This window comes from Micromonospora coriariae, assembly GCF_900091455.1.
Lineage (GTDB): Bacteria > Actinomycetota > Actinomycetes > Mycobacteriales > Micromonosporaceae > Micromonospora > Micromonospora coriariae.
In genome coordinates, this window is record NZ_LT607412.1 from 1,300,174 (window position 1) to 1,325,895 (window position 25,722).

Here is a 25,722-nt window from a genome sequence, read left to right on the forward strand (position 1 = left end):
CCGGCCCGGCCCGCGTCCCGGCCGCCCCGGCCGTGCCCGGCACCGCCGTCATCCGGACACCAGCCCCGACTGGTACGCGAAGACGACGAGCTGCGCCCGGTCCCGGGCGCCCAGCTTGCCCATCGCCCGGCTGACGTGGGTACGCGCGGTCGCCGGGCTGACCACCAGCCGGGCGGCGATCTCCTCGTTGTTCAGCCCCTCACCGACCAGGCCGACCACCTGGCGCTCCCGGTCGGTGAGCGCGTCGAGCCGCGGATGCGGGCGGGGCACCCGGGACGGCCGGGTGGCGAACTCCCGCACCACCCGCCGGGTCACCGACGGCGACAGCAGCGCCTCCCCCTCGGCGACCAGCCGGATCGCCCGCAGCAGCTCGGCCGGTCGGGTGTCCTTGGTGAGGAAGCCGCTCGCCCCGTGCCGCAGCGCGTCGAAGACGTACTCGTCCAGCTCGAAGGTGGTGAGCACCACCACCCGCGTGCCCGCCAGGTCGGGATCGGCGACGATCCGGCGGGTGGCCTCGATCCCGTCGATGCCCGGCATCCGGATGTCCATCAGCACCACGTCCGGCCGTTCCCGGCGGGCCAGCTCCACCGCCCGCAGCCCGTCGGCCGCCTCACCGGCCAGCGCCAGGTCGTCCTCGCTCTCCACCAGGGCGCGCAGCCCGAGCCGAACCAGGTCCTGGTCGTCGGCGATCAGCACCCGGATCACGCGGACCGCTCCACCGGCAGTCGGGCGTACACCCGGAAACCGCCGTCGGGGCGCGGCCCGACGGCCAGCCGCCCGCCCAGCGCGTCGACCCGCTCCCGCATCCCGGCCAGACCGTGCCCGCCGGTCCCGTCGTCGGCGGGGTCCAGCCCGTCGCGCCGGGCGCCCGCGCCCCGGTCGGTGACCTCGACGGTCAACTCGTCCGCGCGGTAGTCGACAGTCACCTCGGCGCTGGCCACCCCGGCATGGCGCAGGACATTGGTCAACGCCTCCTGCACCACCCGGTACGCGGCCAGGTCCACCGCCGCCGGCAGCTCCCGGGGAGCACCGACCACCCGCAGCCGGACGGCGAGACCGGTTCCGGCGAGCCGGTCACGCAGCGCCGGGAGCCGGGCCAGACCGGGTACCGGCCCACGCTCCGCGCCCCGCCGCACCGCACCCAGGGTGACCCGCAGCTCGTCCAGGGCCTCCCGGCTGGTCCGGCTGATCGCGGTCAACGCGGTCTCCGCCTGCTCCGGCCGTTTCGGCAGCAGGTGCAGGGCGATCTCCGCCTGCATGCTGATCGCGGCCAGCCCGTGCCCCACCACGTCGTGCACCTCCTGAGCGATGCGCAGCCGCTCCTCGTCGGCCTGCCGGCGGGCCTGCTCGGCGCGGCTGCGTGCCTGCTCGGCACGGCTGCGGGCGGTCGCCTCGCGGTTGACCCGCACCACCGTTCCCACAGCGAACGGTACGACCGCCCAGGCCGACGCGGGCAGCACTCCGGCCCAGCCCGGAGCCGGACCCCGGGACCAGAAGACGTGTGTCAGCAGCAGCACGAACGCGCCGCCGGTGGCCAGCGCCGCGAGCCGCACCGGCAGCCGCACCGCCACGGTGTACACCGCGACCAGGAAGGTGAGCAGAATCGGCCCGTACGGGTAGCCGAGCACGAGGTACGCCGTGGTTGCCACGGTGACCACGGCCAGGGTGGCGAGCGGAACCCGCCGCCGGACCGGCAGGGCCAACGCGGCGATCGCGATCAGCACCCGACAGGCTGCGTCCACCGGCCTCGACCCCGGTTGGTTGTCCCCGGCCAGGTCGGTGGCGAGCAGCCCGAATCCGAGCAGCACCAGGGCGAGCGCGGCGTCAACGGCCGTCTCCTGCCACCCAGGCTGCCCGCTTCCTCGCATGGCCGCCATTCTGCCCGCGTCGAAGCCACCCGGCGTGCGCCCACGAGCGGCACCGCGGCTGCGCCCCCGGACGTACCGCCGGCCCTGCCGGGCCGCGCCACGGCGCTCCTGCTGGTCGGTGAGACCCGCCGGAAGGCCCGCGCGCGGCCGGGCCGGCGGCGGACGCCTCCGCGAGCGTGATACCTCTGAGGCATATTTATGCCTCAGAGGTATCACGCTTGTGAGCGTCATCGGCTGGCACGAGGGTTGGGCCGACGAGGGGTCAGACGGCGGCGAGCACCGCGGTCTCCAGACGGGCCCGGGTGGCGTCGTCCGGCCAGCCGCCGACCAGGTAGAAGGCGTCGACCACGTCGGCGCCGAGGGTGGAGATGCGGGCCGCGCGGACCAGGGCGCCCGCCTCGTCGAGCGCACAGGTGACCCGGTAGAGCAGCCCGGCGGCGTCGGCGGCGCGCAGTTCCAGCAGTACCGCGTCGGTGGCGGCCTCGCGGTGCCAGACAACCCGGGGGGCCGCGCCGCCGCCCCGGGCGGCGAGCGCACGGCCGCGCAGCCGCTGGGTGACCGACACGTCGCCGGCTACCGCTCGCCGAAGGTCGGCGCGGAGCGGGACCGGGTCCGGCGGCAGGCCGTAGCGCGGTTGCACCCGGCACTCGACCAGGGCCCGGCCGTCGACCGCGGAGGCGTCCGCGGAGATCACTTCCAACCGGTGCAGGGCCAGGCAGCCGGCCACGGTGGCGAGCAGGCCGCGCCGGTCCGCCGCGGCCACCGCCACCCGGTCCCCGGTGAGGTGGACGACCGGCAGGGGCCCGGCCAGCAGCGCCGGGTCGGGGGCCGGCGGCTCGGGTAGGACGCCGGTGTCCAGCGCGGTACGGACCCGGGCGACCAGCTCGGCGACCAGCCGACCCTTCCAGTCCGACCAGGCCGCCGGTCCGGTGGCCGCCGCGTCCGCCCGGACCAGCGCGTGCAGCAGGTCGAGGGTGCCGGTGTCGCCGACCGCGTCGGCCACCGATGCGATGGTCACCGGGTCGGCCAGGTCCCGGCGGGTGGCCACGTCGGGCAGCAGCAGGTGCAGCCGGACCAGCGTGCCGATCAGCTCAACCTCCCCGGTGGGCAGGCCGATCCGGGTTGCCACCGCCTCGGCCAGCGGCACGCCGACCGTGCTGTGATCCCCGGGCATTCCCTTGCCGATGTCGTGCAGCAGGGCGCCGAGGAGCAGCAGGTCCGGGCGGTCCACCTCGCGGGAGTGCCGGCTGGCCTCGTGGGCGGTCTGCACCAGGTGCCGGTCGAGGGTGTACCGGTGCACCGGGTTGTGCTGGGGCAGGCTGCGCAGCCGGGCCCACTCGGGAAGCCAGCCGTCCACCAGCCCGTACCGGTCGCAGGTCTCCCAGGCCGGCACCAGGCCGGGACCGGCGCCGAGCAGGGTGGTCAGCGCGGCCCGGGCCTCGGCCGGCCAGGGCGCGGGCAGCGGCGGGCAGTACGCCGCCAGCCACTCGCAGGTGGCGCGGGCTATCGGCAGCCGGGTGGCGGCCGCGGCGGCGGCCACCCGTAGCGACAGGCTCGGGTCGGGGCGTGCTCCGATCGCCGTGCGGGCGAGCACCAGTTCCCCGTCGTGCTCCACCACGTCCCGGGCCACCGGGCGGCGCACCGGGCGGCCGTTCCCGCGACGGGAGCGGCCGGAGCGCAGCCGGTCGGCGGCCCGGAAGACGTCGTCCAGGGCGTGGCTGACCGTGCGGGCGTCCCCGGCGACCCGACGCAGCAGGGCGTCGCCGTCTTCCAGGGCGAGGAGCGCGGCCACCCCGTCGCGCTCCTGTGCGACCAGCCGGTCGACCCGGCGACCGACCTGCTGGTGCAGGGCGTCCCGGGTGTCCAGCAGGCGCAGGTGTGCGGCGCGTACGGCGGGACGCAACGCGTCGGTGATGCCCGCGGCGGAGATCGCCCGCAGCAGCCCCACGTCGCGCAGCCCGCCGGCGGCCTCCTTGAGGTCGCCCTCCAGCAGGAAGGCCAGCTCGCCGTGGGCCTGCCAGCGAGCGGCGGTGACCTCCCGCAGACCGGGCAGCTGGCGGACGGCGGTCCGCCGCCAGTGGTCGGCAGCGGTACGGATCAGGGCGTCGGCCAGCGCGGGGTCGCCGGCCACCAGCCGGGCGTCGAGCAGCCCGAGGGCGACCTTGACGTCGTCCTGGGCCACCGAGAGCGCCTCGGCGACGGTCCGCACCGAGTGGTCCAGTCGCAGGCCGGCGTCCCAGATCGGGTACCAGACCGCGGCGGCCAGCTCGTCCGTGCCGGGCACACCGGCGTGCAGCAGGACCAGGTCGAGGTCACCGTACGGGGCGCACTGTCGCCGGCCCAGCCCACCGACGGCGAGCAGTGCCACGCCCTCCTGCATGGGCAGCAACCCCCGCAGGAAGTCGTCGTAGGCCGCCGCCCGGGCCAGCCGGGCCGGCTCGCCGATCCCCCCGGGTACACCGACGACCTCGTTGATCAAGCGGCCCGCATCGCCGTCGCCGGCGTGCCCTGACGCGTTCCCCTTGATCAACGAGGTCATGTCGGTCGTGGTCCGGTCAGAGCGCGTCGAGGCCGCGTTCGCCGGTACGCACCCGGACGACCTCCTCGACACCGGTGACCCAGACCTTGCCGTCGCCGATCTTGCCCGTGCGGGCGGCACCGACGATGGCGTCCACGATCTTTTCCACGTCGATCTCGTCGGTGAGCACCTCCACCCGGATCTTGGGCAGGAACTCGACCGTGTACTCGGCACCCCGGTAGACCTCGGTGTGCCCCTTCTGCCGCCCGTACCCCTGGACCTCGCTGACGGTCAGCCCGGCCACCCCGAGGGCGTGCAGAGCCTCCTTCACCGCGTCCAGCTGGTACGGCTTGATGACCGCGGTCACCAGCTTCATGTCCAACCCCTCCATCCCAGGAACGTTAACCGGCGACCTTCTCGCTGACCGGCTCGGCGGGATCCGCCTCCGGCTTGGCACCGCTCGTCGCGCCACCACCGGGGGTACCGATGCCGGCCATCGCGAACGCGCTGCCCGTGCCGCCGCCCGCCGGGGACAGGTCGTAGCTGCTCTCGGCGTGCTCGGCGATGTCGATGCCCTCGACCTCGGCCTCGGCCTGCACCCGGAAGCCGATCGTCTTCTCGATGACGAAGGCGAGCACCCAGGCGATGCCGAACGACCAGACCGACACGATCAGGCCGGCGAGCGCCTGCCGTCCGAGCTGGGTGACGCCGCCGCCGTAGAAGAGGCCGTCGGAGGCACCCACCACGTCACTGATCGCGGCGTTGACCGAGTTGGTGGCGAAGAGGCCGAGCCAGAGCGAGCCGATCCAGCCGCCGACGAAGTGCACGCCCACCACGTCGAGGGAGTCGTCGTAGCCCACCTTGTACTTGAGGCTGACGGCGAGCGCACACACGACCCCTGCGACGATGCCGAGCAGGACGGCCGCCCAGGGGGCGATGAAACCGCAGGCCGGGGTGATGGCGACCAGGCCGGCGACCGCGCCGGACGAGGCGCCGACCATTGTCGGCTTCCGGTCCTTGATCCATTCGACCGCGATCCAGCCGAGCACGGCGGTCGCCGTGGCGAGCTGGGTGTTGATGAAGGCGAGGCCGGCGACCGAGTCGACGGTCAGCTCCGAGCCGGCGTTGAACCCGAACCACCCGAACCACAGCAGGCCGGCACCGAGCGCGACAAGCGGAATGTTGTGCGGCTTCATGCCCTCACGCGGCCAGCCGAGACGCTTGCCGAGCACCAGCGCCACGGCCAGGGCCGCCGCGCCGGCGTTGATGTGCACCGCGGTGCCACCGGCGAAGTCCAGCGCGTGGATGTCGCCGCCGATGATCCCGCCGCCCCAGACCCAGTGGGCGACCGGGAAGTAGACCAGGGTGGCCCAGCCGAAGGCGAACAGCAGCCAGCCGGCGAACTTGGCCCGGTCGGCGATGGCACCGCTGATCAGCGCGACGGTGATCACCGCGAAGACCATCTGGAAGGCCATGAACACGTAGAGCGGAACCCCGATGCCGCTGGGGTTCTCCGCCGTGGCGCCCCACAGGTCGGTCTCGGCGAGGAAGGTCTTGGTGCCGAGGTACGCGCCCGGGTCGCCCCAGAAACCGTTCACGTCGGTCCCGAAGGCGACGCTGAAGCCGTAGAACCACCACAGAACAGAGATGAGCCCGATGGCGGAGAAGCTCATCATCATCATGTTGAGCACGCCCTTGGCCCGGTTGAGACCGCCGTAGAACAGCGCCAGTCCCGGGGTCATGAGCAGCACGAGCGCGGTCGAAACCAGCAGCCAAACGGTATTGCCGCCGTCGATCGTGGGTGCTTCAGGCACGCTGGCCTCCTAAAGGTGAAGTTCCCTCCTTCGCGGCTTTCCGGGGCAGCGTCGCCCGTAGGCCGGTTGGGCGGAAGCTTCGCGGCCGGCTGTTTCGCCCATGGTCCCGTGCCGGTTTCCGTTTCGTGACGGGTTGTTTCGTACGTGTCACGAAGTCCGCACAGTCAGCGGCATGGACGGGGGTGGATCAGCCGGACGGCGTACGTCGATGGCTGGCCGGATCGACCCATCGACCGACCCGCCCGCTGAACCGGCCGAGGGCGGACCGACCCCGCGCTCATCGGAGGGCGTTCTCCAGGGCGTGCCGCTCGTAGTCGAGCAGCCGCAGATCGCGCATCGGTCGGCGTAGGTGCCCCTTGTGCACGATCCGGACGAATGCCGGCTCCCCGGCGGCGGCCATCCGGCGGATCCCCTCGACGTGATCCACGATCCGCTTGCGGATGGTCCGGATCAGCCGGTGCCGGTCGCGGGGGATCAGCCCGTACGCGTCGGCGAAGAGCCGCAGCCTGCGCGGCCGATCCGGGCGCTTCCAGCCGAGGGTGATCGAGTCCCGGTCCGCGAAGATCGGCACCCAGGTCCAGGCCGCGTACGCCACGTCGTAGATCCGGGAGCCCGGCGAGGCTAGATCGAAGTCGATCAGCCCGAGCGTGCCGTCCGGCCGCCAGATCACGTTGTGCGGCGCCGCGTCGTGGTGGCAGATCACCTCCGTGTCCGGTGGCGGCGGCCCGAACGAGCGCCAGACCGCCCCGGGCGGCGGGGTGAAGCCGTACTGCGCGTCGTGGAACATCCGCAGCATGGTGGCCACGGTGACCAGCGCCTCGTCGGTCACCCAGTGCGGGGCGAGCGGGTACTCCCCGCACTCCCCCTCCAGGTACGACAGCACCTCGCGGTTGCGCTCGTCCATGCCCAGCGCCCGGGGGGCGCCGGTGAACCCGACGTACTCCAGGTGCCTCAGCAGGGCGTGCACGGACGGGGTCCAGGGCCCGGCGTTGCGGCGGACCGTGTCACCGACCCGGACAACGGTGCTCACGTTGCCGCCGTGCAGCGGGATCTCCTGCGAAGTCACGTACGGTCTCCCGAGGCGCTGCGAGGGGTGGCCGGGGTCGCGCCAGCCCGCGTACGCGCGATCGTCAGTGGTCACCCGAGACTACGCGTCCCGTCCGGCGGCCTCGGTGCCCAGCAGCGCGTCGACGAACTGCGCCGGGTCGAACGGGGCCAGATCGTCCTTGCCCTCACCGAGGCCGACGAGCTTCACCGGGATGCCGAGCTTGCGCTGCACGGCGATCACGATGCCGCCCTTCGCGGTGCCGTCGAGCTTGGTCAGCACCACGCCCGTCACGTTGACCACCTCGGTGAAGACCCGGGCCTGCTCCAGGCCGTTCTGCCCGGTTGTGGCATCCAGGATGAGCAGTGTCTCATCGATCGGGCCCTGTTTCTCCACCACCCGCTTGACCTTGCCCAGCTCGTCCATCAGGCCGACCTTGTTCTGCAGCCGGCCGGCGGTGTCGATGAGCACTGTGTCCACGCCGGTGTCGATGCCGCGCCTGACCGCGTCGAAGGCGACGCTGGCGGGGTCCGCGGCCTCCGGGCCGCGGACGGTCTCCGCCCCGACCCGTGACCCCCAGGTCTCCAGCTGGTCGGCGGCGGCGGCCCGGAAGGTGTCCGCCGCGCCGAGCAGGACGCTGCGGCCGTCGGCCACCAGCACCCGGGCGATCTTGCCGCAGGTGGTGGTCTTGCCGGCGCCGTTGACGCCGACCACCAGCAGCACCGCCGGGACGCCGTCCTTCGGTGCCGTGCGCAGCGACCGGTCCAGGCTCGGGTCGAGCGCGTTGACCAGCTCGGCGGCGAGCAGTGCACGCAGCTCGGAGGCCGAGCGGGTGCCCAGCACCCGGGTGCGCTCGCGCAGCCGGTCGACGATCTCGCGGGTGGCGTCGACGCCGACGTCCGCGGTGATCAGGCTGTCCTCGATCTCCTCCCAGACGTCCTCGTCGAGGTGGTCGCGGGCGAGCAGGCCGAGCAGTCCCTTGCCGAAGACGTTCTGCGAGCGGGACAGCCGCGAGCGGAGCCGGACCAGCCGCCCGGCGGTCGGCTCGGGCACCTCGACGGTCGGCGCGGGCGCCTCGATCACCGGTGGCGGCTCGACCAGGACACCGGTGGACAGATCGGACTCCGGTGCCTCGACCGGCGGGCCGGCGAGATCCTCCTCGGCCCGGGTGTCGACCTCGGTGCGCGGCAGTGGGGGCTCGGGCCGCCGCCGCAATCGCGGCACGACCAGCCCGACTGCGCCGACGATCAGCACACCGAGCAGGACCAGAGCGAGGACGAGATATTCGGCCATGCCGGAATCCTGTCAGATGCCGGGCGCGGCGTCCCAGCCACCGCACCCCGGCCGGTGCCAGGAACCGGCGGTAGGCTCGCCGCATGCCCGCCGCGCACCTCCTCATCGGCCCACTTCTGCGGCGAGTGGTGGACACCCGGGCGACCATCTGGGTGGAGACGGCGGCGCCCGCCGTGGTCACCGTCCACACCGCGGACGGCGCCACCGGCACCGCACCCACCTTCTCGGCGTACGACCACCACTACGCGCTCGTGGTGGTGCAGGGGCTCACCCCGGACAGCGCGACCACGTACGAGGTGCTGGTCGACGACGAGGTGGTCTGGCCGGTGCCGGGCAGCGGCTTCCCGCCGAGTGTGATCCGCACCCGGGCGGCCGACGACCGGGACCAGCCCGTGAGTCTGCTCTTCGGCTCGTGTCGGGAGACCACCCAGCACGCCACCACCCGCAAGCTCCCGCCGGACGCGCTGGACGCGTACGCCCGGCGGTTGATGGCCGATCCCGAGGCGACCGCGCTGCCGGATCTGCTGGTGCTGCTCGGCGACCAGGTCTACGCCGACGTCACCTCGCCGACGGTGCGCCGGCTGCTGCGTCGGCGCCGGCGGCGTCCGAAGGGCGCGCCGGCCGACCAGGTGGTGAGCTTCGACGAGTACACCAAGCTCTACCTGGAGTCCTGGCGGGATCCGGAGATCCGCTGGCTGCTCTCCACCGTGCCGAGCGTGATGATCTTCGACGACCACGAGATCATCGACGACTGGAACACCTCGGCGTCCTGGCGGGCCGAGGTCCGCGAGCAGCCGTGGTGGTCCGAGCGGATCGGGAGCGGGCTCGCCTCCTACTGGGTCTACCAGCACCTGGGCAACCTCTCCCCGGACGACATCGCCGCCGACCCGGTGTTCGCGAAGGTCGCCGCCGCGGAGGACGCCACAGGCGTGCTGCGCGAGTTCGGGCACCGGGTCGACCAGGAGTCCGACCTGGCGCACGACACCGAGCGCTGGCGCGCGGTGCAGTACCAGTGGAGTTACGCGCTGGACCTGGGCCGGACCCGGCTGGTGATGCTGGACAACCGGTGCAGCCGGGTGCTCGACCGGGGCGCCCGGGCGATGCTGCCGCCGGGTGAGTGGGCCTGGTTCCTCGACCAGGCCCACGGGGTCTACGACCACCTGGTGGTCGGCGCGTCGCTGCCCTGGCTGCTGCCGCAGGGCATCCACCATGTCGAGGCGTGGAACGAGAAGCTCGCCGACTCGCGCCGGCCCTGGGTGGCGCGCGGGGCGGAGAAGCTGCGCCGGGCATTGGACCTGGAGCACTGGGCTGCCTTCCGGCGCTCCTTCGAGGCGCTCGCGGAGACCTTCGCCCGGATCGGCACCGGCACCCCGAGCCGGTCCGGCGCACGGGTCGGCGCCGGCCCGGCGTACGCCCCGCCGGCGTCGATCAGCGTGCTGTCCGGGGACGTGCACCACTCGTACGTGGCCCGGGCCCGGTTCGCCGACCCGGCGGTGGTCACTCCGGTGCACCAGCTCACCTGCTCGCCGATCCACAATCAGGTGCCGGCCGGCATCCGTCCGTTGATGCGGCTGGGCTGGTCGGCCGGCCCGGCGGGGGCGACTAGGGCGTTGGCCCGCTCGGCCGGTGTCCGCCGCCCGGGGGTGCGCTGGCGCAAGTTGGCCGGCCCGTACTTCGGCAACGCGGTGGCCACCCTGACCCATCGGGGGCGCGCGGCCGAGGTGACCATCGAGGGCACCACGAAGGACGGGCGGCTACGCCCGGTGATGCGCCACCGGCTCTCCGGCGACGGCTGAGCTGACCCCGCCGTAGTCTCTACGCCGTGGACGACGAGCGCCTGCCGGAGCCGATCCGGGCGGTCGAGCACGAACTGACGGCCCTGCTGCGCCGTGGCCGGGCGGTCTCGTGGGAGATCGCCCGGGAGGTGCACCCGAACCTCGAACCGAACACCTACGGTCTGCTGCTCTGGCTGCGCCGGAGTGGCTCGATCCGGTTGACCGAGTTGGCGGGACGGCTCGGGGTGGGCAAGGGGACGCTGAGCCGGCAGATCAACGGGCTGGAAGCGCTCGGCCTGGTCAACCGCGACCCCGACCCCAGCGACCGGCGGGCCGCGCAGATCAGCCTCACCGAGGAGGGGCAGCGCCGGTTCGACGTCGCCCGGTCCGCCCGGCTGGGCGAGTTCCTGCGCGCCCTGGACGGCTGGCCGGCCCGGGACGTCGAGGAGTTCGCCCGGCTGCTCGGCCGGTTCAACGACTCCTGGATCTGACCGGCGACGGCCGGGAATGCCGGCGCGGTCCGACAAGTTGTTGCTTTGGGCAACCAACCCCTACGGTTGCTTCGGGGGCGGCCGTCGCTTCACCGGCCCCCGCCCTCCACCTCGACTCCACCCGGAGGCAGCAACGATGAGCCAGGCGACAGCGCCCACCCGGGCGACCGGCGTCGACATGACCCACCGGCAGATCCTGGAGGCCCTCTCCGGTCTCCTGCTGGGCATGTTCGTCGCGATCCTCTCCTCCACGGTCGTCTCGAACGCGCTGCCGCGGATCATCACCGAGCTGCACGGCGGCCAGTCCGCGTACACCTGGGTGGTCACCTCGGCCCTGCTCGCGACCACCGCGACCACCCCCATCTGGGGCAAGCTCGCCGACCTGACCAGCAAGAAGCTCCTGGTCCAGCTCTCCCTGGGGATCTACGTGCTGGGCTCGGTGCTGGCCGGCGCCGCGCAGGGCACCAGTGAGCTGATCGCCTGCCGGGTGCTCCAGGGCATCGGCGCCGGCGGCCTCACCGCGCTGGCCCAGGTGATCATGGCGACCATGATCGCGCCGCGCGAGCGGGGCCGCTACAGCGGCTACCTCGGCGCCGTGTTGGCCGTCGGCACCATCGGCGGCCCGCTGATCGGTGGCGTGATCGTCGACACCTCGTGGCTGGGCTGGCGCTGGTGCTTCTACGTCGGCGTGCCGTTCGCCATCGCCGCGCTGGTCGTGCTCCAGAAGACCCTGCACCTGCCGGTGGTGAAGCGGAAGGCGCAGATCGACTGGTGGGGCGCCACGCTGATCACCGCAGCCGTCTCGTTGCTGCTGATCTGGGTCTCGCTCGCCGGTAACCAGTTCGACTGGATCTCCTGGCAGTCCGCCGTCATGGTGATCGGCGCACTGGTGCTCGGCGCGCTGGCGATCCGGGTGGAGACCCGGGCCGCCGAGCCGATGATCCCGCCGCGCCTGTTCCGCAACCGCACCATCACCCTGGCCGTCGTCGCGAGCATCGCGGTCGGCGTGGGCATGTTCGGCGCCTCGGTCTTCCTCGGCCAGTACTTTCAGATCAGCCGCGGCCAGAGCCCGACGATGTCCGGCCTCATGACCCTGCCGATGATCCTCGGCCTACTGGTCGCCTCGACGCTCAGCGGTCGGATCATCACCAAGACCGGCCGCTGGAAGCGGTTCCTGGTGATCGGGACGGCGCTGCTCACGGCCGGCTTCGCGCTGATGGGCACGCTCCGGGCCGACACGAGCTTCACCCTGCTCGGCATCTACATGGCGCTGGTCGGCATCGGCCTCGGCATGACCATGCAGAACCTGGTCCTCGCCGTGCAGAACACCGTCGGCACGCACGAGCTCGGCGCGGCCAGCTCGATGGTGGCGCTCTTCCGCAGCCTGGGCGGCGCGATCGGCGTCTCCGCGCTCGGCGCGGTGCTCGGCCACAAGGTCACGGGCTACACGTCCGAGGGCCTGGCCCGGCTCGGCATCTCCGCGTCCAGCTCGGGCGGCGGTGGCGTCCTTCCCGACGTGCACACCCTGCCCGGACCGATCCGGGCAGTGGTGGAGAGCGCGTACGGCCACGGCGCCGGCGACATCTTCCTGGCCGCCGCCCCCTTCGCGCTGATCGCGCTGATCGCTGTGAGCTTCATCAAGGAGGTGCCGCTGCGGCAGCACGCCGGCTCCCCGGTCGGCGCCGAAGTCGAGCAAGAATCAACCATCGGGGCGGGCGCTGGTGCCGCCGTCGTCCGTACCGGCGAGCAGAGGTGAGGTAGGCAGCCATGAGCGTGGGAGCACCTGACCGCGAGGAGTACGGTCCCCGGACCCGCCCACTGCCCTTCGAACGAGGCACGGACGGGCCCCGGGTGATCATGGTGGGCGTGGACGGCACCCGCACCTCCGAGCGGGCCGGCTCCTACGCTGCCGGCCTGGCCCGCCGACAGGGCGCCGCCCTGGTGGTGCTGTTCGTCAGCTCGGCGAGCGGACTGACCGCCCTGGTGCCGGGGATGGACGCGGGCGCGGTGCAGCGCACCCACGACGAGCTGGCCGACGAACTGCGCCGGGAATGCCGGCGCGGCGCCGAGGAGCTCGGCCTGTCGGTGACCTTTCTGTGCCGGCGCGGCGACGCGTACGGCGAACTGTGCGCGGCGGCCGACGAGTTCCAGGCCGACATGGTGGTGGTCGGCGCTTCTGAGCAGGCCGGTCATCGGCTGGTCGGCTCGGTCGCCACCCGCCTGGTCCGCACCGGCCGCTGGCCCGTCGTCGTGGTGCCCTAGACGCGAAGGAAGGGCACCTTCTTAACGCCTGGGGTTGTACAGGGGCCCCTTTTTAACGCGCCGGCGGTAATGCGCTGGCCGTTTGTCGGAGGGGACCGCCAGGATGGCCCGATGACCTGGAGAGCACCTGAAATCGACCGCAAGCCCGAGCCCTACCTCGGTGACGAGCGCACCATGCTCGACGGCTGGCTCGACTACCAACGCGAGACCCTGCTGCTCAAGTGCGCCGGGCTCACCGCCGAGCAACTGAAGATCCCGAGCGTGGAGCCCTCCGGGCTCACCCTGCTCGGCCTGGTCCGGCACCTGGCAATGGTGGAACGCTGGTGGTTCCGGGTTCGCGCCGCCGGCGAGGACCTGGGCGACCTCTACTGCACGGAGGACAGCCCCGACGGCGACCTGGACGACGTCGCCGACGCCGACGCCGAGCGCGATTTCGCCGTCTATGCTGCCGAAGTCACGGCGGCCCGAGCGGCTGTGGCCGGACTCTCCCTGGACCACACCTTCGTGCGCCGCCGCCGCGACGGCAGTGCCGACGAGATGAACGTGCGCTGGGCCTACGTGCACATGATCGAGGAGTACGCCCGGCACAACGGCCACGCCGACCTGATTCGGGAACGCATCGACGGCGTCACCGGCGACTGACCGGATTGATCGACCGCAAATCGGCGATGTGGCGGCATCAGATCGGCCGGATGCCGCCAGATCGGCGATACGGCGACGGAGGCCGGCTCAATAGTTCAGCGCTGCCCGCAGGTAGCGCAGGTCGGCGTGGCCGCCCCAGCGGTGCGCCGACAGCCCGGCGGCCCGGGCGCCCCGGATGGCCCAGTCCTCGTCGTCGACGAAGAGCACCCGGGCCGGCGGGGTGGCCAGTGCCGCGCAGGCGGCCTGGAAGTACTCCGGGGCCGGCTTGTGCACCCCGAGCGTCGACGAGTTCACCACCACGTCCAGCTCGCCGGTCAGGCCGAGCGTGGCCAGGTCGGCGTCGAGCAGGTCGGTGGCGTTGGTGGCCAGGCCGACCTTGATCCCGGCGGCGCGTACCTCCCGGACGAAGTCGAGCACCTCGGTGTCCACCTCGCCCCGGTAGCGCTGCCACTGCTCCACCGCCGCCCGGGCCCGGTCCACGCCGCCGGCCGGCTGGGCCAGCGCGTCCGCCACGCTTCCCACCCAGTCGGCGTGGCTGACCTGGCCGGTGAGCACGGGCTGGAGCCGGCCCCACTGCATGGCGATCTCGGTGAGCACACCGTCGGCGAGGCCGTACTCCCGCTCCACCCCGGCGGCCACCGCCGGGTCGAACCGGCGCAGTACGCCGTCCAGATCCAGCAGGAGCGCCGTCGCGCGTTCCCGAGCCACTACCCGTTCTCCTCGCCGCGGCCGCGCCGCTGGTCGTCCTCGTCGGCCCGGTTGAGCCGTTGACTGATCACCTGGGTGACCCCGCTGCGCATGGTCACTCCGTAGAGCGCGTCGGCGATCTCCATCGTCCGCTTCTGGTGCGTGATGACGATCAACTGGCTCTTCTCCCGCAACTGTGCCAGCAACGTGATCAGCCGGCCCAGGTTCACGTCGTCCAGGGCCGCCTCCACCTCGTCCATGATGTAGAACGGGCTCGGCCGGGCGCGGAAGATCGCCACCAACATGGCCACCGCGGTCAGCGACCGCTCGCCACCGGAGAGCAGGGACAGCCGTTTGATCTTCTTGCCCGGCGGGCGGGCCTCCACCTCGACGCCGGTGGTGAGCAGGTCCTCCGGGTCGGTGAGGATCAGCCGGCCCTCGCCGCCGGGGAAGAGCACGGTGAACACCTGCTCAAACTCGCGCGCGGTGTCCTCGAACGCGCTGGCGAAGACCTCCAGGATCCGCTCGTCCACGTCCTTGACCACGGTGAGCAGGTCCCGCCGGGTGGCCTTGAGGTCCTCCAACTGCTCGGAGAGGAACTTGAAGCGCTCCTCCAGCGCGGCGAACTCCTCCAGCGCGAGCGGGTTGACCTTGCCGAGCAGGGCCAGTTCGCGTTCCGCCTTGGCGGCCCGCTTCTCCTGCACCGGCCGCTCGTAGCGGACCGGCTCGGGCACCGGCAGCCCGTCCCGTTCGGCCGCCGCGACGTCGGCCTGGGTGGGCGGGACCGGCTGGGTGGGCCCGTACTCGGCGACCAGGGTCTCCACGTCCAGCCCGAAGTCCTCGGCCGCCTTCGCCTCCAGCTGCTCGATCCGCAGCCGCTGCTCGGCGCGGGCCACCTCGTCGCGGTGCACCTGACTGGTCAGCCGCTCCAGCTCGGCGCCCAACCGCTTGGCGGCCCCGCGTACCTCCTGGAGTTCCGCCTCGCGGGCGGCGCGTTCCCGGGCGACCGCGTCGCGGTGCTCCTGTGCGGCGGCGATCGAGGTGGTGAGCCGGGTGAGCGCCTCCCGGGCGCCGCCGGCGACGGCCCGGGCGATGCCCGCGCCCCGGGTGCGGGCGGCCCGCCGGGCCGCGGCGCGTTCCCGGGCGGCCCGCTCCGCGGATGCCTGCCGGGCCAGCGAGTCGGCCCGGCCGGCGATCGAGGAGACGCGCTCCTCGGCGGTACGCACGGCGAGCCGGACCTCCATCTCGTTCTGCCGGGCCTGCGGCACCATCGCGGCGAGCTGGTCCCGCTCCTCGGTGGAGGGCTCGGCGTCGACCGGGGTCTCCTCGGCCAGCCGCAGCCGCTCCTCCAGCTCGGCGAGCGCGGTGAGGTCCCGCTGCCGGGCGGCCTCGGCGCGGGCCCGGGACTCGCCGAGGCGGTCGGTCTCCGCCTTCGCCGAGCGGGCCGCCGCGCCCAGCTCGGCCAGTCTGCGGGCGGCGGCGTTGCGGTGGCTCTCCGCCTCGCGCTTCTCGGCGGCGGCGTGCTGCACGGCCTCCTTGGCGGCGGCCACCTCGGCGCGTGCCTCGACGAGTTGCTCGCGCAGCTCCGCACCGGTCTGCTCGGCGGCGAGCCGGTTGCCGCGAGCCTCCTCGACGGCTGCCTGCACCTCGATGTAGCTGGGCGCCTTGGCGGACCCGCCGGCCGCCGCGTACGCCCCGACGACGTCCCCGTCGGGGGTGACCGCGCGCAGCTCCGGATTGCCGGCGACCAGGTCGGCCGCGGCGGCCAGGTCGTCGACGAGCACCACGTCGCGCAGCGCCCGGTGCACCGCTGGGCGCAACTCGGCGGCGCATTCCACCAGGTCGGGAGCCCATCGGGCGCCGTCGGGCACCTTTGGACGCAGCGCGTCGGCGGAACCGGTCATGCCCGGACCGGCCGGGCTGCCCACCAGCAGGCCGGCCCGACCGGCGTCGGAGATCTTGAGCAGCCGCATCGCCTCAACGGCCTCGTCCACCCCGCTGACCGCGACCGCGTCGGCGAGGCCGCCGAGCGCGGCGGCCAGCGCGGCCTCGTGCCCCGGGGCGACGGTCAGCAGCCCGGCGAGGCTGCCGAGCAGGCCGGGTACGTCGCCGGCTCGGGCGAGCAGCGCGCCCGCGCCGTCCTTGCGTCGCAGGCCCAGGGAGAGTGCCTCCTCTCGGGCCTTCCAGGTGGCCGCGTCCTTCTCCGCCGCCCGCTCGGCGTCGGCCAGCGACCGGAGGGTGGCCTGCGCCCGCTCCTGCCCGGCGACCGCCTCGGCGTGCCGGGCGTCCAGGTCGGCGTTGTCCCGGTCCGCCTCGGTGGACTGTGCGGAGACAGCGTCCAGGTCGGCCTGCGCGGCCTCGGCGCGACCCATGGCGTCCGCGTGCGCGACGGCGAGCCGTTCGATCTCCTCGCCGGCGCTGGTGGTCCGGGCCCGGGCCGAGTTGACCTGGCCGGTGAGCCGGGCCATCCCCTCGCGCCGGTCGGCGATGGCCTTGGCGGCGGCGACCAGCTCCCGTTCGGCGGCGGCGAGCTGACGTTCCAGCTCCTGGCGGTGCTCCACCGCCTCGGCCAGCCGGATCTGGTCGTCGGTGAGCGCCGCGCGCAGCTCCTCCTCCTGCTCGCGGACCCGCTCGGCCTCGGCCTCCAGCTGGTCCGGGTCCCGGCCGGTCCGCTCGTCGTCGCTGGTGGCGCTGAGGTGCCGCAGCCGTTCGCGGGCGAGCTGTTCGATCGACCGGAAGCGTTCCTGCAGGGCGGAGAGCTTGTACCAGGTGTCCTGGGCCGCGGCGAGCAATGGAGCGTCCTCGGCCAGCGCGGCCTCCAGCTCACCGAGCCGGCCCTGCACCTCGGCGTGCTCGGCCTCGACCTGCTCGCGGCGCTCCCGCAGGGCGGTCTCGTCGGCGATCTCCCGGTCGAGGGTGGTCCGCAGGGTGGCCAGGTCGTCGGCGAGCAGCCGCAGCCGGGCGTCCCGCAGGTTGGCCTGGATGGCGGCGGCCCGCCGGGCCACCTCCGCCTGCCGGCCCAGCGGCTTGAGTTGGCGGCGCAGCTCGGCGGTGAGGTCGGTAACCCGGTTGAGATTCACCTGCATCGCGTCGAGCTTGCGCAGCGCCTTTTCCTTGCGCTTGCGGTGCTTGAGGACGCCGGCCGCCTCCTCGATGAACGCCCGGCGATCCTCCGGCTTGGCGTGCAGCATGCCGTCGAGACGGCCCTGGCCGACGATGATGTGCATCTCCCGGCCGATGCCGGAGTCGGAGAGCAGCTCCTGGATGTCCAGCAACCGGCACGAGTTGCCGTTGATCTCGTACTCGCTCTCGCCGGAGCGGAACATCCGGCGGGTGATGGAGACCTCGGTGTACTCGATCGGCAGCGCGCCGTCGGTGTTGTCGATGGTGAGGGTGACCTCGGCGCGACCCAGCGGCGCCCGGCCGGCGGTGCCGGCGAAGATGACGTCCTCCATCTTGCCGCCGCGCAGCGCCTTGGCGCCCTGCTCGCCGAGCACCCAGGCGATGGCGTCGACGACGTTGGACTTGCCGGAGCCGTTCGGGCCCACCACGCAGGTGATCCCGGGCTCCAGCTTCAACGTCGTGGCGGAAGCGAAGGACTTGAAGCCCTTCACCGTCAGGCTCTTGAGATACACCTTCTCGATCCTCGTCCGGTGGCCGCCGTACCGTCGCCGGCTACGCGGACCTGGTGAACCCGCAGACTAACCCGGTGGCGGGAGCGGTCGGGCACGCGACCCGCCCCGAAGCGCGCCGGTCGAGAGCGCGGGGACGCGAGCGCGAGCCGCCGGCGCTGTTGTTCGGGAAGCGGGGAGAAAGACAAACAGCGTTCATGATCAGTACGCCGACCGACGCGTTTGCGGAAACGACTGGCGCGGTTCCGGCGCGCCTCGGCACAAGATCATAAATCGTCGGCCGGGAAAGGTGCCGGACAGCGTTGCGCGCCGGCACAGAGGTGTCGGCGCGCATTTTTGCGGTGGTGCGATTCAGTTTTCCGACCCCGAAGATCAGGTCAGCGCCGGCTCGGCCAGACGAAGCAGGTCGTCCGCCTCCGCCGCAGCCGCCGCGAGCCGATCGTTGTCGGCGCGCAGACGCGTAATCTCGAACTCCAGTGCCTGAACCCTGGCACGCAGTCGGGTGACCTCGTCGAGCAGACGCCGGTCGGGCGCTGCGCCTACGTGGCCGTAGAGGGCCTTCGCCATGCTGACTCCTTGATATGCGCTGCCGGAAAGGCCGGCCAACGCGCGCCCATTTATACGCGACTGTCATTCCAGCTGTATCTGGGCATGACCGGGCGCGACTGGCGACACCTATATATTGAGCCGCAAACCCCTCCTTCGTCAAGTTCTCGCAGGCCGTAGATCATCTCTACGTCGACCTGTCCACTTGTCGGGGGGCTGCCTCAAGGCACGGACACTCTCTGTCCGGACACCTTTACTGTACGCCCGAATTCCGGGAAGTCCGCACCTTGGCGTCCGACTTCCCCTTAACTCTTCCTTAGCCACGTTGCCGCAGGTAGTGGGCGAGTCGTAGCGTCACCCCGGCCCGCAACCGACCCCGTGGAGGCAGTGCGTGTACGGCTGGACCGACCCGATGGACCCGAACGGCGCCCCCCGGCGCGCCGAGCGGCCGACCGACGAGCCGGACTGGCTGAGGGACCGCCCGGAACCCCGCTCGGCCTACCTGTTCGGTGACGGCGACCCCGACCAGCCCGGTGACGAGTGGCACCGCGCGCAACCCACCGCCCGTTGGCAACCGGAACCGGCGGCTTCCGCCGGGCCCGCCGACGACCCCACCGCCGCCTGGCCCGCGTACGAGCCCGCCTACCGGCAGGACGAGGAGGCGACCGGCGACTGGCGCGGCAACACCCCCGCCGAGGAGAACACGGGCGGCTGGCCGACCGACACGACCGGTCCGGGCCGTTCCAGCGAGGGCCGGCACCGCTCCCAGCGGCGCTGGCGCCGCCCCCTGGTGATCGGCGGCGCGGCCGCGGCGGCCACCCTCGTCGTGAGCCTCGGCGTCGGCGCGCTCGCCCTGCCCGGCGGCAACGACGCGGCCACCGAGCCGACCGCCGTCGACGACACCCTCGCCGCCGCCCCGGCGGTGCCGACCGAGGAACCACTGGGCGACACCCTGGTCGCACCCTCCCCGTCCACCGCGCCCAGCTCGGCCCGGCCGAGCCCGACGCCGAGCAAGGTCGTCAAGCCCAGCCCGGCGTCGTCGCGCGCCACCGCAGCCTCGCGGCGCAGCACTCCGCGCACCAGCGCGCCGAGCAGCACCAGCGGCAGCGGCAGCGGATCCGGCGGCAGCGGCACCGTCAGCGCCCAGGCCCGCGAGGTGGTGGACCTGGTCAACGCCGAACGGGCCAAGGCCGGCTGCAAGGCACTGAGCATCGACGACAAGCTGATGACGGCCGCCCAGCGGCACAGCCAGGATCAGGCCGATCACCAGAACATGTCGCACACCGGCAGCGACGGCAGCAACGCCGGCGTCCGGCTGGACCGGGTGGGCTACGCCTGGCGCACCTACGGCGAGAACGTGGCATGGAACCAGAAGACCCCGGCCGCCGTGATGGATGCCTGGATGAACAGCTCCGGCCACCGGGCGAACATCCTGAACTGCGCGTTCACCGAGATCGGCGTCGGCATCGCCAACAGCAACGGGCCGTACTGGACGCAGGTCTTCGCGGCACCGCGCTGACCGCGCGTCGTCCCCGCCCCCGCGCTCGTTTGACCCGGTGAGGTACGCCGGGCCGGAGCGTGGGGGCGGCGGCGTACCGGTGAGGGCGGCGACGGGCCGCCCGGGACCCGGGAGCTGCCGATGCGGATCCGGCCGCGGCGACGCGCCGTCGTATGCCCGCTGCGCCGAATCGCGTCGGCCTGCGCCGTCCTCGTCCTGGTGGTCCCGGCGTACGGCTGCCGGGCCGAGTTCACCCCGCCCGGCGCGCCCACCCCCTGGCCGAGCGAGCAGGCGCGGCAGTGGCAGTGGCAGTGGCAACTGCACGGCACGCTCGACCCGGCGGTGGACGCCGACGTCTTCCTGCTCGACCCGGTGGCCACCACCGCCGCCCAGACCGCCGAGCTGCGCTCCCGGAACCGCCGGTTGATCTGCCAGGTGCACATCGGCTCGGTCCGCGCGGACGACCCGGACGCCAGCCGGCTCCCGGCCGCCGTACAGGGCTCCACCGGCCGCCGACCCGGGAGCCGGTGGCTGGACGTCCGGCGGTGGGACGACCTCGAACCGGTGCTGGCCGACCGGTTCCGGCTCTGCCGGGGCAAGGGCTTCGGCGCGGTGGCTCTGGCCGACGCCGACGGGTACGCCCAACCCAGCGGCTTCCCGCTCGACTTCGACGACCAACTGCTGTTCAACCGCCGGCTGGCCCGGCTGGCCCGATCGCTGGACCTGTCCCCCGGTCTGGTCAACGACGTGCCGCAGGTCGCCGCGCTGGCCCCGGACTTCGACTTCGCCGTCAACGAGGAGTGCGTCCGGCTGGACCAGTGCGCCAAGCTGCTGCCCTTCGCCGACGCCGACAAACCGGTCTTCCACGTCGAATACACCGGCTCGACCGACGACTTCTGCGTCACCACCGTCGGCTACGGCTTCGCATCCATCCGCAAGCAGCGGACGCTGAACGTCTGGCGGCAACCCTGCCCCCTCCCCTGACCCCCTCACCGCCCCGCGCCCGCCACGCGCCCGCGGCGCGCCCGCCGCGCGCCTGCCGCGCGCCTCCCGTCCGCGTCGATCTAGGGCGCGTTTCATAATCCAGTCAGAGCCACTCGTTGATGATGGCGATGGTCAGGACGGCCTGGAAGCGGACGGCCAACTTGTCGTAACGGGTGGCGACGCCGCGGTGGCGTTTGAGGCGGTTGATGCCGCACTCGACGGCGTGGCGTTGCCGGTAGTTGACCGGGTCGAACCCGGGCGGGCGGCCACCCTTTGATCCTCGGGCTTTGCGGTGGGCGTCCTGGTCGGTTTTGCTCGGGATGCAGGCCTTGATACCGCGGGAACGTAGATGGGCCCGGTTGCCCTTCGAGGTGTAGGCCTTGTCGGCGAGGACCAGGTCCGGGCGGGTGCGGGGATGCCCACCGCCGATCCGGGCGACGCGGATCTTGCGCAGGACGGGGATGAACTGTGGGCTGTCCCCGCGTTGGCCTGCGGTCAGGGTCAGGGCCAGGACTTTCTGGCCTTGCTCGCAGGCGAGGTGGGTCTTGGTGGTCAGCCCGCCGCGGGAGCGACCCAGGGCGTGATCGGCGGGTTCGTCGTGCACGCCGCCGGGTGGTTCTTTCTGCAGGTGCCCGTCGTGGCGGGCGCCGGCGGCGTGCTGATGGGCGCGGCTGGTCGTCGAGTCGATGCTGACGTCCCAGTCGATGCGGCCGGCCGCGTCCGCCACGGCCTGCAACGCGGCCAGGATTCGCTCCCAGGTGCCGTCACGTTGCCAGCGGCGGAACAGGCCGTAGATGGTGGGCCAGGGCGCGTACTCGGCCGGGACGTCTCGCCATGGCGATCCGATCCGGATCCGCCAACGGATTCCGTCGATGAGCTGCCGTCTTGTCCATTTCGGCGGACGTCCTCTGGTCGAGCGCGCAGGCAGCAGCGGGGCGAGGGCCGCCCATTGCGCATCGGTCAGGTCGTGCCGCCTCGTCACCGCTAGGGTGGCCACGAGGTCTCCGGTGCATGGTGCTTCTTGGTCGTCGTACCAAGTACCGGAGACCTCTTCAGTATCGATCACCGCCACGCCGTGACCTCACCCGGCGCACCCCGATTTATGAAACGCGCCCTAGGGGAAATCGCTGTGAACGGAGATCCACAAGCGACGATTCTCCCTAGATCGACGCGGATGGTGGGGGCGGCGGGGCGGTGGGGGCGGTGGGGGGGACGGTTAGGGCACCGGTACCAGCTCCGGGGTGGGGGCCGGTGGTTCGGTGGGGGTGGGCGCCGAACGCGGGCGCAGGAAGCGTGGGGCCCACCAGTTGGCGTCGCCGAGCATGGTCATCAGCGCCGGCAGCACCACACCCCGGATGATCGTGGCGTCCAGCAGGATCGCCGCCGCCAAGCCGATGCCGAGCTGCTTCATGTCGATCGTGCTCAGCGTCGCGAAGATCGAGAACACCCCGACCATCACGACCGCCGCACTGGTCACCACGCCGGCCGAGGACGTGATCCCGTACGCCACCGCGTCCCGGTTGGACATGCCGGCCCGGACCCCCTCGCGGATCCGGCTGACCACGAAGACGTGGTAGTCCATGGAGAGGCCGAAGAGCACCACGAAGAGGAACAGCGGCAGCCAGGACACGATCGCGCCCATCGAGGTGAAGCCGAGCGGCCCCGCCGCCCAGTCGCCCTGGAAGACCAGCACCAGCAGGCCGTACGCGGCGCCGGCGGAGAGCAGGTTCAGCGCGATCGCGCTGGCCGCCACCACCACCGACCGGAAGGTGAGCACCATGACCAGGAAGGTGAGCACCAGGACGAAGCCCATCACCAGCGGCAACTTGTCGCGGATGTGCTGTGCGTAGTCCTCGCTGTCGGCCACGCTGCCGCCGACCGCGTACTCGATGCCGGGGATGCCCCGCAGCTCGGCCGGGACCAGGTCGTCGCGCAGCTTCTCCAGCGACCGCACCGACCGGTCGTCGCGGCTGGCGTACGGGGTGGCCACGTCCAGCACCGAGACCCGCCGGTCGGCGGACACCTCGATTTTCGGGCCGTCGGCTTCGGTGGGGGCGAACAGCGGGTCGCCGGAAGCCTGGGTGGCCAGGTCGGTGAGCGCCGCGCGGACCCGGTCGGCCTGCTCGGCCGGCGCCCGGACGGCCACCACGTGGTTGGTGCCGGTGCTCGGGAAGGCGGCGGTGAGGCGGTCGTACGCCTGCATCGCCGGGGTGGTGCGCGGCAGGTCCTCCATGCCGGGGAACTTCAGCTTCATGCCGAGCGCCGGCGCGGCGAGCGCGAGCAGCAACCCGACCGAGATGACCAGGGTCGGCACCGGGGCGCGCAGCGCGGGCCGGAGGACCGCCGGCCAGAGCCGGGGCGGGCGGGGCTGGCCGTGCCGGCCGGCGCGTGGCGCGGTCAGTCGCCAGAGCAGCGGCACCCGGGGCCGGTCGACCCAACGACCGAGCTTGGCGAGCAGGGCGGGCAGCACGGTCAGCGAGCCGACCACCGCGACCGCGACGACCAGGATCGAGCCGACGGCCAGCGAGGAGAAGACCACGTCACCAGCGAGCAGCAGTCCGGCCATCGAGATGATCACCGCGAAGCCGGAGACCACCACGGCGTGCCCGGAGGTCTCCGCCGCGATCTCCACCGCGTCCAGCCCGGAGCGACCCTTGGCGCGTTCCTCGCGCTCCCGACGGACGTAGAACAGTGAGTAGTCGACCCCGACCGCCATGCCGATCAGCAGGATCACCGGGGCCGTGGTGTCGGTGGCCGGCACGAGGTGCGAGGCGAGGGTGGACAGACCCATCGCGGCGGCGACCGAGGAGAGCGCCAGCAGCACAGGCACGCTGGCCGCGATCAACGCGCCGAACGCGATGATCAGGATGGCCAGGGTGACCGGCAGGCTGAGCAGCTCGGCGCGCTTGAAGTCCTTGCCCAGGGTGTCGTCGAGGGCCTGCCCGATGGACGGCCCGCCGACCTGCTCGACGCGCAGCTGCGGATGCGCCTCCTGCACGGCGGCGGTGGCGTCGCGCAGTGGCTGCACCCGGTCCGACGCGGTGTCCGGGTCGCCGGACATGGTGATCGGCAGCAGCAGCGCCGACCCGTCCCGCGCGGTGATCGGCGGACCGATCTCGGCGACGCCGGTGACCGTGCGCAGCCGGGACGTCGCGTCGTCCGCCGCCGCCTTCGCCGCCGCCGCATCCAGCGCGCCGCCCCGGGAGGTGATCAGGACGTTGTCCACGGCCGGGTCGTCGAAGGCGCCGGCATCCACGATCAGGCTGGCGCGCCCCGCCTCGCCGATCGCCTGGTCGCTGCTGGTGGCCTCGTTGAGGCCGGCGGCGTTGCCGCCGAGGAAGCACACCGCCACGAACACGGCCCACAGCGCTATCGCCCGCCACGGGTGCTCGGCGCTCCACCGCGCCATCCGCACCGTCACCGGTCTTGTCCCCATCTCGGGTCCCCCTGTCACGTCAACCCCCTGTCAACGGTGCTGACGCTAGGGCCGTGACGAGGCGGTCACATCGGGGATCGACCCCGGCCGTCCCCGGAGCCCGTCCACAAAGGTCCGCGGGGCCGCCCGGGCGGTACGACGGGCATCAGCCCGCGATTCGGACAACCGCCCGGGTCCAGCCCGGAAAGGTCGGGCCCGACCCGCCGGCACCGGCCCCGAACCACCTCCGGGTCATCCCCGAAGGGAACCCCGGGGCCGGGGCTGGCAGCGTGGGCAGCTGTACGAGGACCGGTTCATGAACGCCTCCCGGCGGACCGGCGCGCCACACCGCCGGCACGGCTCACCCTCGCGGCCGTAGACGTTCAGCTCCCGGTCGAAGTAGCCGCTCTCACCGTTCACGTTGACGTAGAGGGCGTCGAAGCTGGTGCCACCCTCCTTGATCGCCTCAGCGAGCACGTCGCGGACGTGACCGAGCAGGCGCTGCGCCGCCGGGCCGGTCAACGCGTCGGTCGGACGGGTGCCGTGCAGCCCGGCGCGCCACAGCGCCTCGTCGGCGTAGATGTTGCCCACCCCGGAGATCAGGGTCTGGTCGAGCAGGGCTCGTTTCACCTCGGTGCGTCGGCGGCGCAGCGCGGCGACGAACGCCGCGTCGGAGAACTCCGGGTCCATCGGGTCACGGGCGATGTGCGCGATCTCCGCGGGCAGGTCGGCACCGCCCTCACTGACCGAGAGCCCACCGAACGTCCGCTGGTCGACGAAGCGCAGCTCCGGCCCGTCGTCGGCGAACCGGAACCGCACCCGCAGGTGGGTCTCGTCGGGCGTGCCGGGCGGCTGGAGCAGCAGCTGACCGGACATGCCGAGGTGCCCGATCACGGCGTCGCCGCTGTCCAGCGGCAACCACAGGTACTTGCCGCGGCGGCGGACGTCCAGCACGGTCCGGCCGGCGAGCACGTCGGCGAAGTGCACTCCGCCGGGGACGTGCCGGCGGACCGCACGGGGGTGGCGGACCTCCACCGAGGCGATCCGGCGGCCGATGACCCACTGGGCCAGCCCCTGCCGGACGGTCTCCACCTCGGGCAGCTCAGGCACGTCGTAGCCCCGTCCCTCGGTCACCGGCTGCGCCGGTCGCGTCAGCCCCGGTCGGCTCGACGGAGGCCCGGGTGCCGTTGCCGCCGGTCGAACGAGCGCCGTTGGCCTGGGCCTGCTCGGCAGGGGCCTGCTCGGCAGCGGC

General features: G+C 72.9%; 20 protein-coding genes. 7 read left to right on the forward strand and 13 right to left on the reverse strand.

Annotation, left to right across the window (positions count from 1 at the left end; all coding sequences use genetic code 11):
* Positions 1-48: 48 nt before the first annotated feature.
* The 7 genes from GA0070607_RS06005 to ftsY form a co-directional block, all read right to left on the reverse strand.
* Positions 49-705, reverse strand: coding sequence for a response regulator transcription factor (locus tag GA0070607_RS06005; protein ID WP_089017283.1), 657 nt, complete (start codon positions 703-705; stop codon positions 49-51).
* A complete protein-coding gene (locus GA0070607_RS06010; protein WP_231930870.1) occupies positions 702-1,868 on the reverse strand; it encodes a sensor histidine kinase in 1,167 nt (388 codons plus the stop codon). The genes GA0070607_RS06005 and GA0070607_RS06010 overlap by 4 nt, the downstream gene beginning before the upstream one ends.
* A 262-nt stretch (positions 1,869-2,130) precedes the next feature.
* The gene (locus GA0070607_RS06015; RefSeq protein WP_089017285.1) at positions 2,131-4,407 is read right to left on the reverse strand and encodes a [protein-PII] uridylyltransferase; all 2,277 of its coding nucleotides are present in this window, start codon (positions 4,405-4,407) and stop codon (positions 2,131-2,133) included.
* Positions 4,408-4,423: 16 nt separating this feature from the next.
* The gene (locus GA0070607_RS06020; protein ID WP_007456507.1) at positions 4,424-4,762 is read right to left on the reverse strand and encodes a P-II family nitrogen regulator; all 339 of its coding nucleotides are present in this window, start codon (positions 4,760-4,762) and stop codon (positions 4,424-4,426) included.
* A gap of 25 nt (positions 4,763-4,787) precedes the next feature.
* Positions 4,788-6,200, reverse strand: a complete 1,413-nt coding sequence (locus GA0070607_RS06025; RefSeq protein WP_089017286.1) for an ammonium transporter — start codon at positions 6,198-6,200, stop codon at positions 4,788-4,790.
* 277 nt (positions 6,201-6,477) lie between these two features.
* Positions 6,478-7,341, reverse strand: a complete 864-nt coding sequence (locus tag GA0070607_RS06030) for an aminoglycoside phosphotransferase family protein (protein ID WP_172898993.1) — start codon at positions 7,339-7,341, stop codon at positions 6,478-6,480.
* A 6-nt stretch (positions 7,342-7,347) separates the two neighbouring features.
* A complete protein-coding gene (gene ftsY, locus GA0070607_RS06035; protein ID WP_089017288.1) occupies positions 7,348-8,538 on the reverse strand; it encodes a signal recognition particle-docking protein FtsY in 1,191 nt (396 codons plus the stop codon).
* Positions 8,539-8,621: 83 nt separating this feature from the next.
* On the opposite strand from ftsY, the gene GA0070607_RS06040 reads away from it, so the two are divergent.
* The 5 genes from GA0070607_RS06040 to GA0070607_RS06060 all read left to right on the forward strand — a co-directional run bounded on the left by GA0070607_RS06040 (position 8,622) and on the right by GA0070607_RS06060 (position 13,708).
* Positions 8,622-10,334: an alkaline phosphatase D family protein gene (locus GA0070607_RS06040; RefSeq protein WP_089017289.1), complete on the forward strand. Its 1,713-nt coding sequence runs from the start codon at positions 8,622-8,624 to the stop codon at positions 10,332-10,334.
* Between the two features lie 26 nt (positions 10,335-10,360).
* Positions 10,361-10,804, forward strand: coding sequence for a MarR family winged helix-turn-helix transcriptional regulator (locus tag GA0070607_RS06045; RefSeq protein WP_231930871.1), 444 nt, complete (start codon positions 10,361-10,363; stop codon positions 10,802-10,804).
* 136 nt (positions 10,805-10,940) lie between these two features.
* A complete protein-coding gene (locus GA0070607_RS06050) occupies positions 10,941-12,560 on the forward strand; it encodes an MDR family MFS transporter (RefSeq protein ID WP_089017290.1) in 1,620 nt (539 codons plus the stop codon).
* Between the two features lie 11 nt (positions 12,561-12,571).
* Complete coding sequence (locus GA0070607_RS06055; RefSeq protein ID WP_172898994.1) at positions 12,572-13,066, forward strand: universal stress protein; 495 nt, start codon at positions 12,572-12,574, stop codon at positions 13,064-13,066.
* A 111-nt stretch (positions 13,067-13,177) separates the two neighbouring features.
* Entirely contained in the window at positions 13,178-13,708 is a 531-nt protein-coding gene (locus GA0070607_RS06060; RefSeq protein WP_089017291.1) for a DinB family protein, read from the forward strand.
* A gap of 87 nt (positions 13,709-13,795) precedes the next feature.
* On the opposite strand, the gene GA0070607_RS06065 is transcribed toward GA0070607_RS06060, so the two are convergent.
* From GA0070607_RS06065 to GA0070607_RS06075, 3 genes are all read right to left on the reverse strand, one after another.
* The gene (locus GA0070607_RS06065) at positions 13,796-14,416 is read right to left on the reverse strand and encodes an HAD family hydrolase (RefSeq protein ID WP_089017292.1); all 621 of its coding nucleotides are present in this window, start codon (positions 14,414-14,416) and stop codon (positions 13,796-13,798) included.
* A complete protein-coding gene (gene smc, locus GA0070607_RS06070; protein WP_089017293.1) occupies positions 14,416-18,030 on the reverse strand; it encodes a chromosome segregation protein SMC in 3,615 nt (1,204 codons plus the stop codon). The genes GA0070607_RS06065 and smc overlap by 1 nt, the downstream gene beginning before the upstream one ends.
* Before the next feature lie 369 nt (positions 18,031-18,399).
* Positions 18,400-18,594, reverse strand: a complete 195-nt coding sequence (locus GA0070607_RS06075; RefSeq protein WP_007456482.1) for a hypothetical protein — start codon at positions 18,592-18,594, stop codon at positions 18,400-18,402.
* A gap of 370 nt (positions 18,595-18,964) precedes the next feature.
* On the opposite strand from GA0070607_RS06075, the gene GA0070607_RS06080 reads away from it, so the two are divergent.
* On the forward strand, positions 18,965-20,092 hold the full coding sequence (locus GA0070607_RS06080) for a CAP domain-containing protein (protein ID WP_231930872.1): 1,128 nt from the start codon (positions 18,965-18,967) through the stop codon (positions 20,090-20,092).
* A gap of 120 nt (positions 20,093-20,212) precedes the next feature.
* On the forward strand, positions 20,213-21,055 hold the full coding sequence (locus GA0070607_RS06085; protein WP_089017294.1) for an endo alpha-1,4 polygalactosaminidase: 843 nt from the start codon (positions 20,213-20,215) through the stop codon (positions 21,053-21,055).
* A gap of 103 nt (positions 21,056-21,158) precedes the next feature.
* On the opposite strand, the gene GA0070607_RS06090 is transcribed toward GA0070607_RS06085, so the two are convergent.
* From GA0070607_RS06090 to mutM, 3 genes are all read right to left on the reverse strand, one after another.
* On the reverse strand, positions 21,159-22,037 hold the full coding sequence (locus tag GA0070607_RS06090) for an IS5 family transposase (protein WP_408630894.1): 879 nt from the start codon (positions 22,035-22,037) through the stop codon (positions 21,159-21,161).
* A 234-nt stretch (positions 22,038-22,271) separates the two neighbouring features.
* The gene (locus tag GA0070607_RS06095; RefSeq protein ID WP_089017296.1) at positions 22,272-24,491 is read right to left on the reverse strand and encodes an MMPL family transporter; all 2,220 of its coding nucleotides are present in this window, start codon (positions 24,489-24,491) and stop codon (positions 22,272-22,274) included.
* Between the two features lie 231 nt (positions 24,492-24,722).
* Positions 24,723-25,580 carry a bifunctional DNA-formamidopyrimidine glycosylase/DNA-(apurinic or apyrimidinic site) lyase gene (gene mutM, locus GA0070607_RS06100; protein ID WP_089021688.1) on the reverse strand — a complete coding sequence of 286 codons (858 nt, stop codon included), beginning with the start codon at positions 25,578-25,580 and terminating at the stop codon, positions 24,723-24,725.
* Positions 25,581-25,722: the final 142 nt, after the last annotated feature.

Bases quoted from the DNA above. Each gene is read 5' to 3' on its own strand.
- GA0070607_RS06010 (WP_231930870.1), bottom strand. From the start codon at position 1,868: ATGCGAGGAAGCGGGCAGCCTGGGTGGCAGGAGACGGCCGTTGACGCC.
- GA0070607_RS06015 (WP_089017285.1), bottom strand. From the start codon at position 4,407: ATGACCTCGTTGATCAAGGGGAACGCGTCAGGGCACGCCGGCGACGGC.
- GA0070607_RS06020 (WP_007456507.1), bottom strand. From the start codon at position 4,762: ATGAAGCTGGTGACCGCGGTCATCAAGCCGTACCAGCTGGACGCGGTG.
- ftsY (WP_089017288.1), bottom strand. From the start codon at position 8,538: ATGGCCGAATATCTCGTCCTCGCTCTGGTCCTGCTCGGTGTGCTGATC.
- GA0070607_RS06040 (WP_089017289.1), top strand. From the start codon at position 8,622: ATGCCCGCCGCGCACCTCCTCATCGGCCCACTTCTGCGGCGAGTGGTG.
- GA0070607_RS06050 (WP_089017290.1), top strand. From the start codon at position 10,941: ATGAGCCAGGCGACAGCGCCCACCCGGGCGACCGGCGTCGACATGACC.
- GA0070607_RS06055 (WP_172898994.1), top strand. From the start codon at position 12,572: ATGAGCGTGGGAGCACCTGACCGCGAGGAGTACGGTCCCCGGACCCGC.
- GA0070607_RS06060 (WP_089017291.1), top strand. From the start codon at position 13,178: ATGACCTGGAGAGCACCTGAAATCGACCGCAAGCCCGAGCCCTACCTC.
- GA0070607_RS06075 (WP_007456482.1), bottom strand. From the start codon at position 18,594: ATGGCGAAGGCCCTCTACGGCCACGTAGGCGCAGCGCCCGACCGGCGT.
- GA0070607_RS06085 (WP_089017294.1), top strand. From the start codon at position 20,213: ATGCGGATCCGGCCGCGGCGACGCGCCGTCGTATGCCCGCTGCGCCGA.
- GA0070607_RS06095 (WP_089017296.1), bottom strand. From the start codon at position 24,491: ATGGGGACAAGACCGGTGACGGTGCGGATGGCGCGGTGGAGCGCCGAG.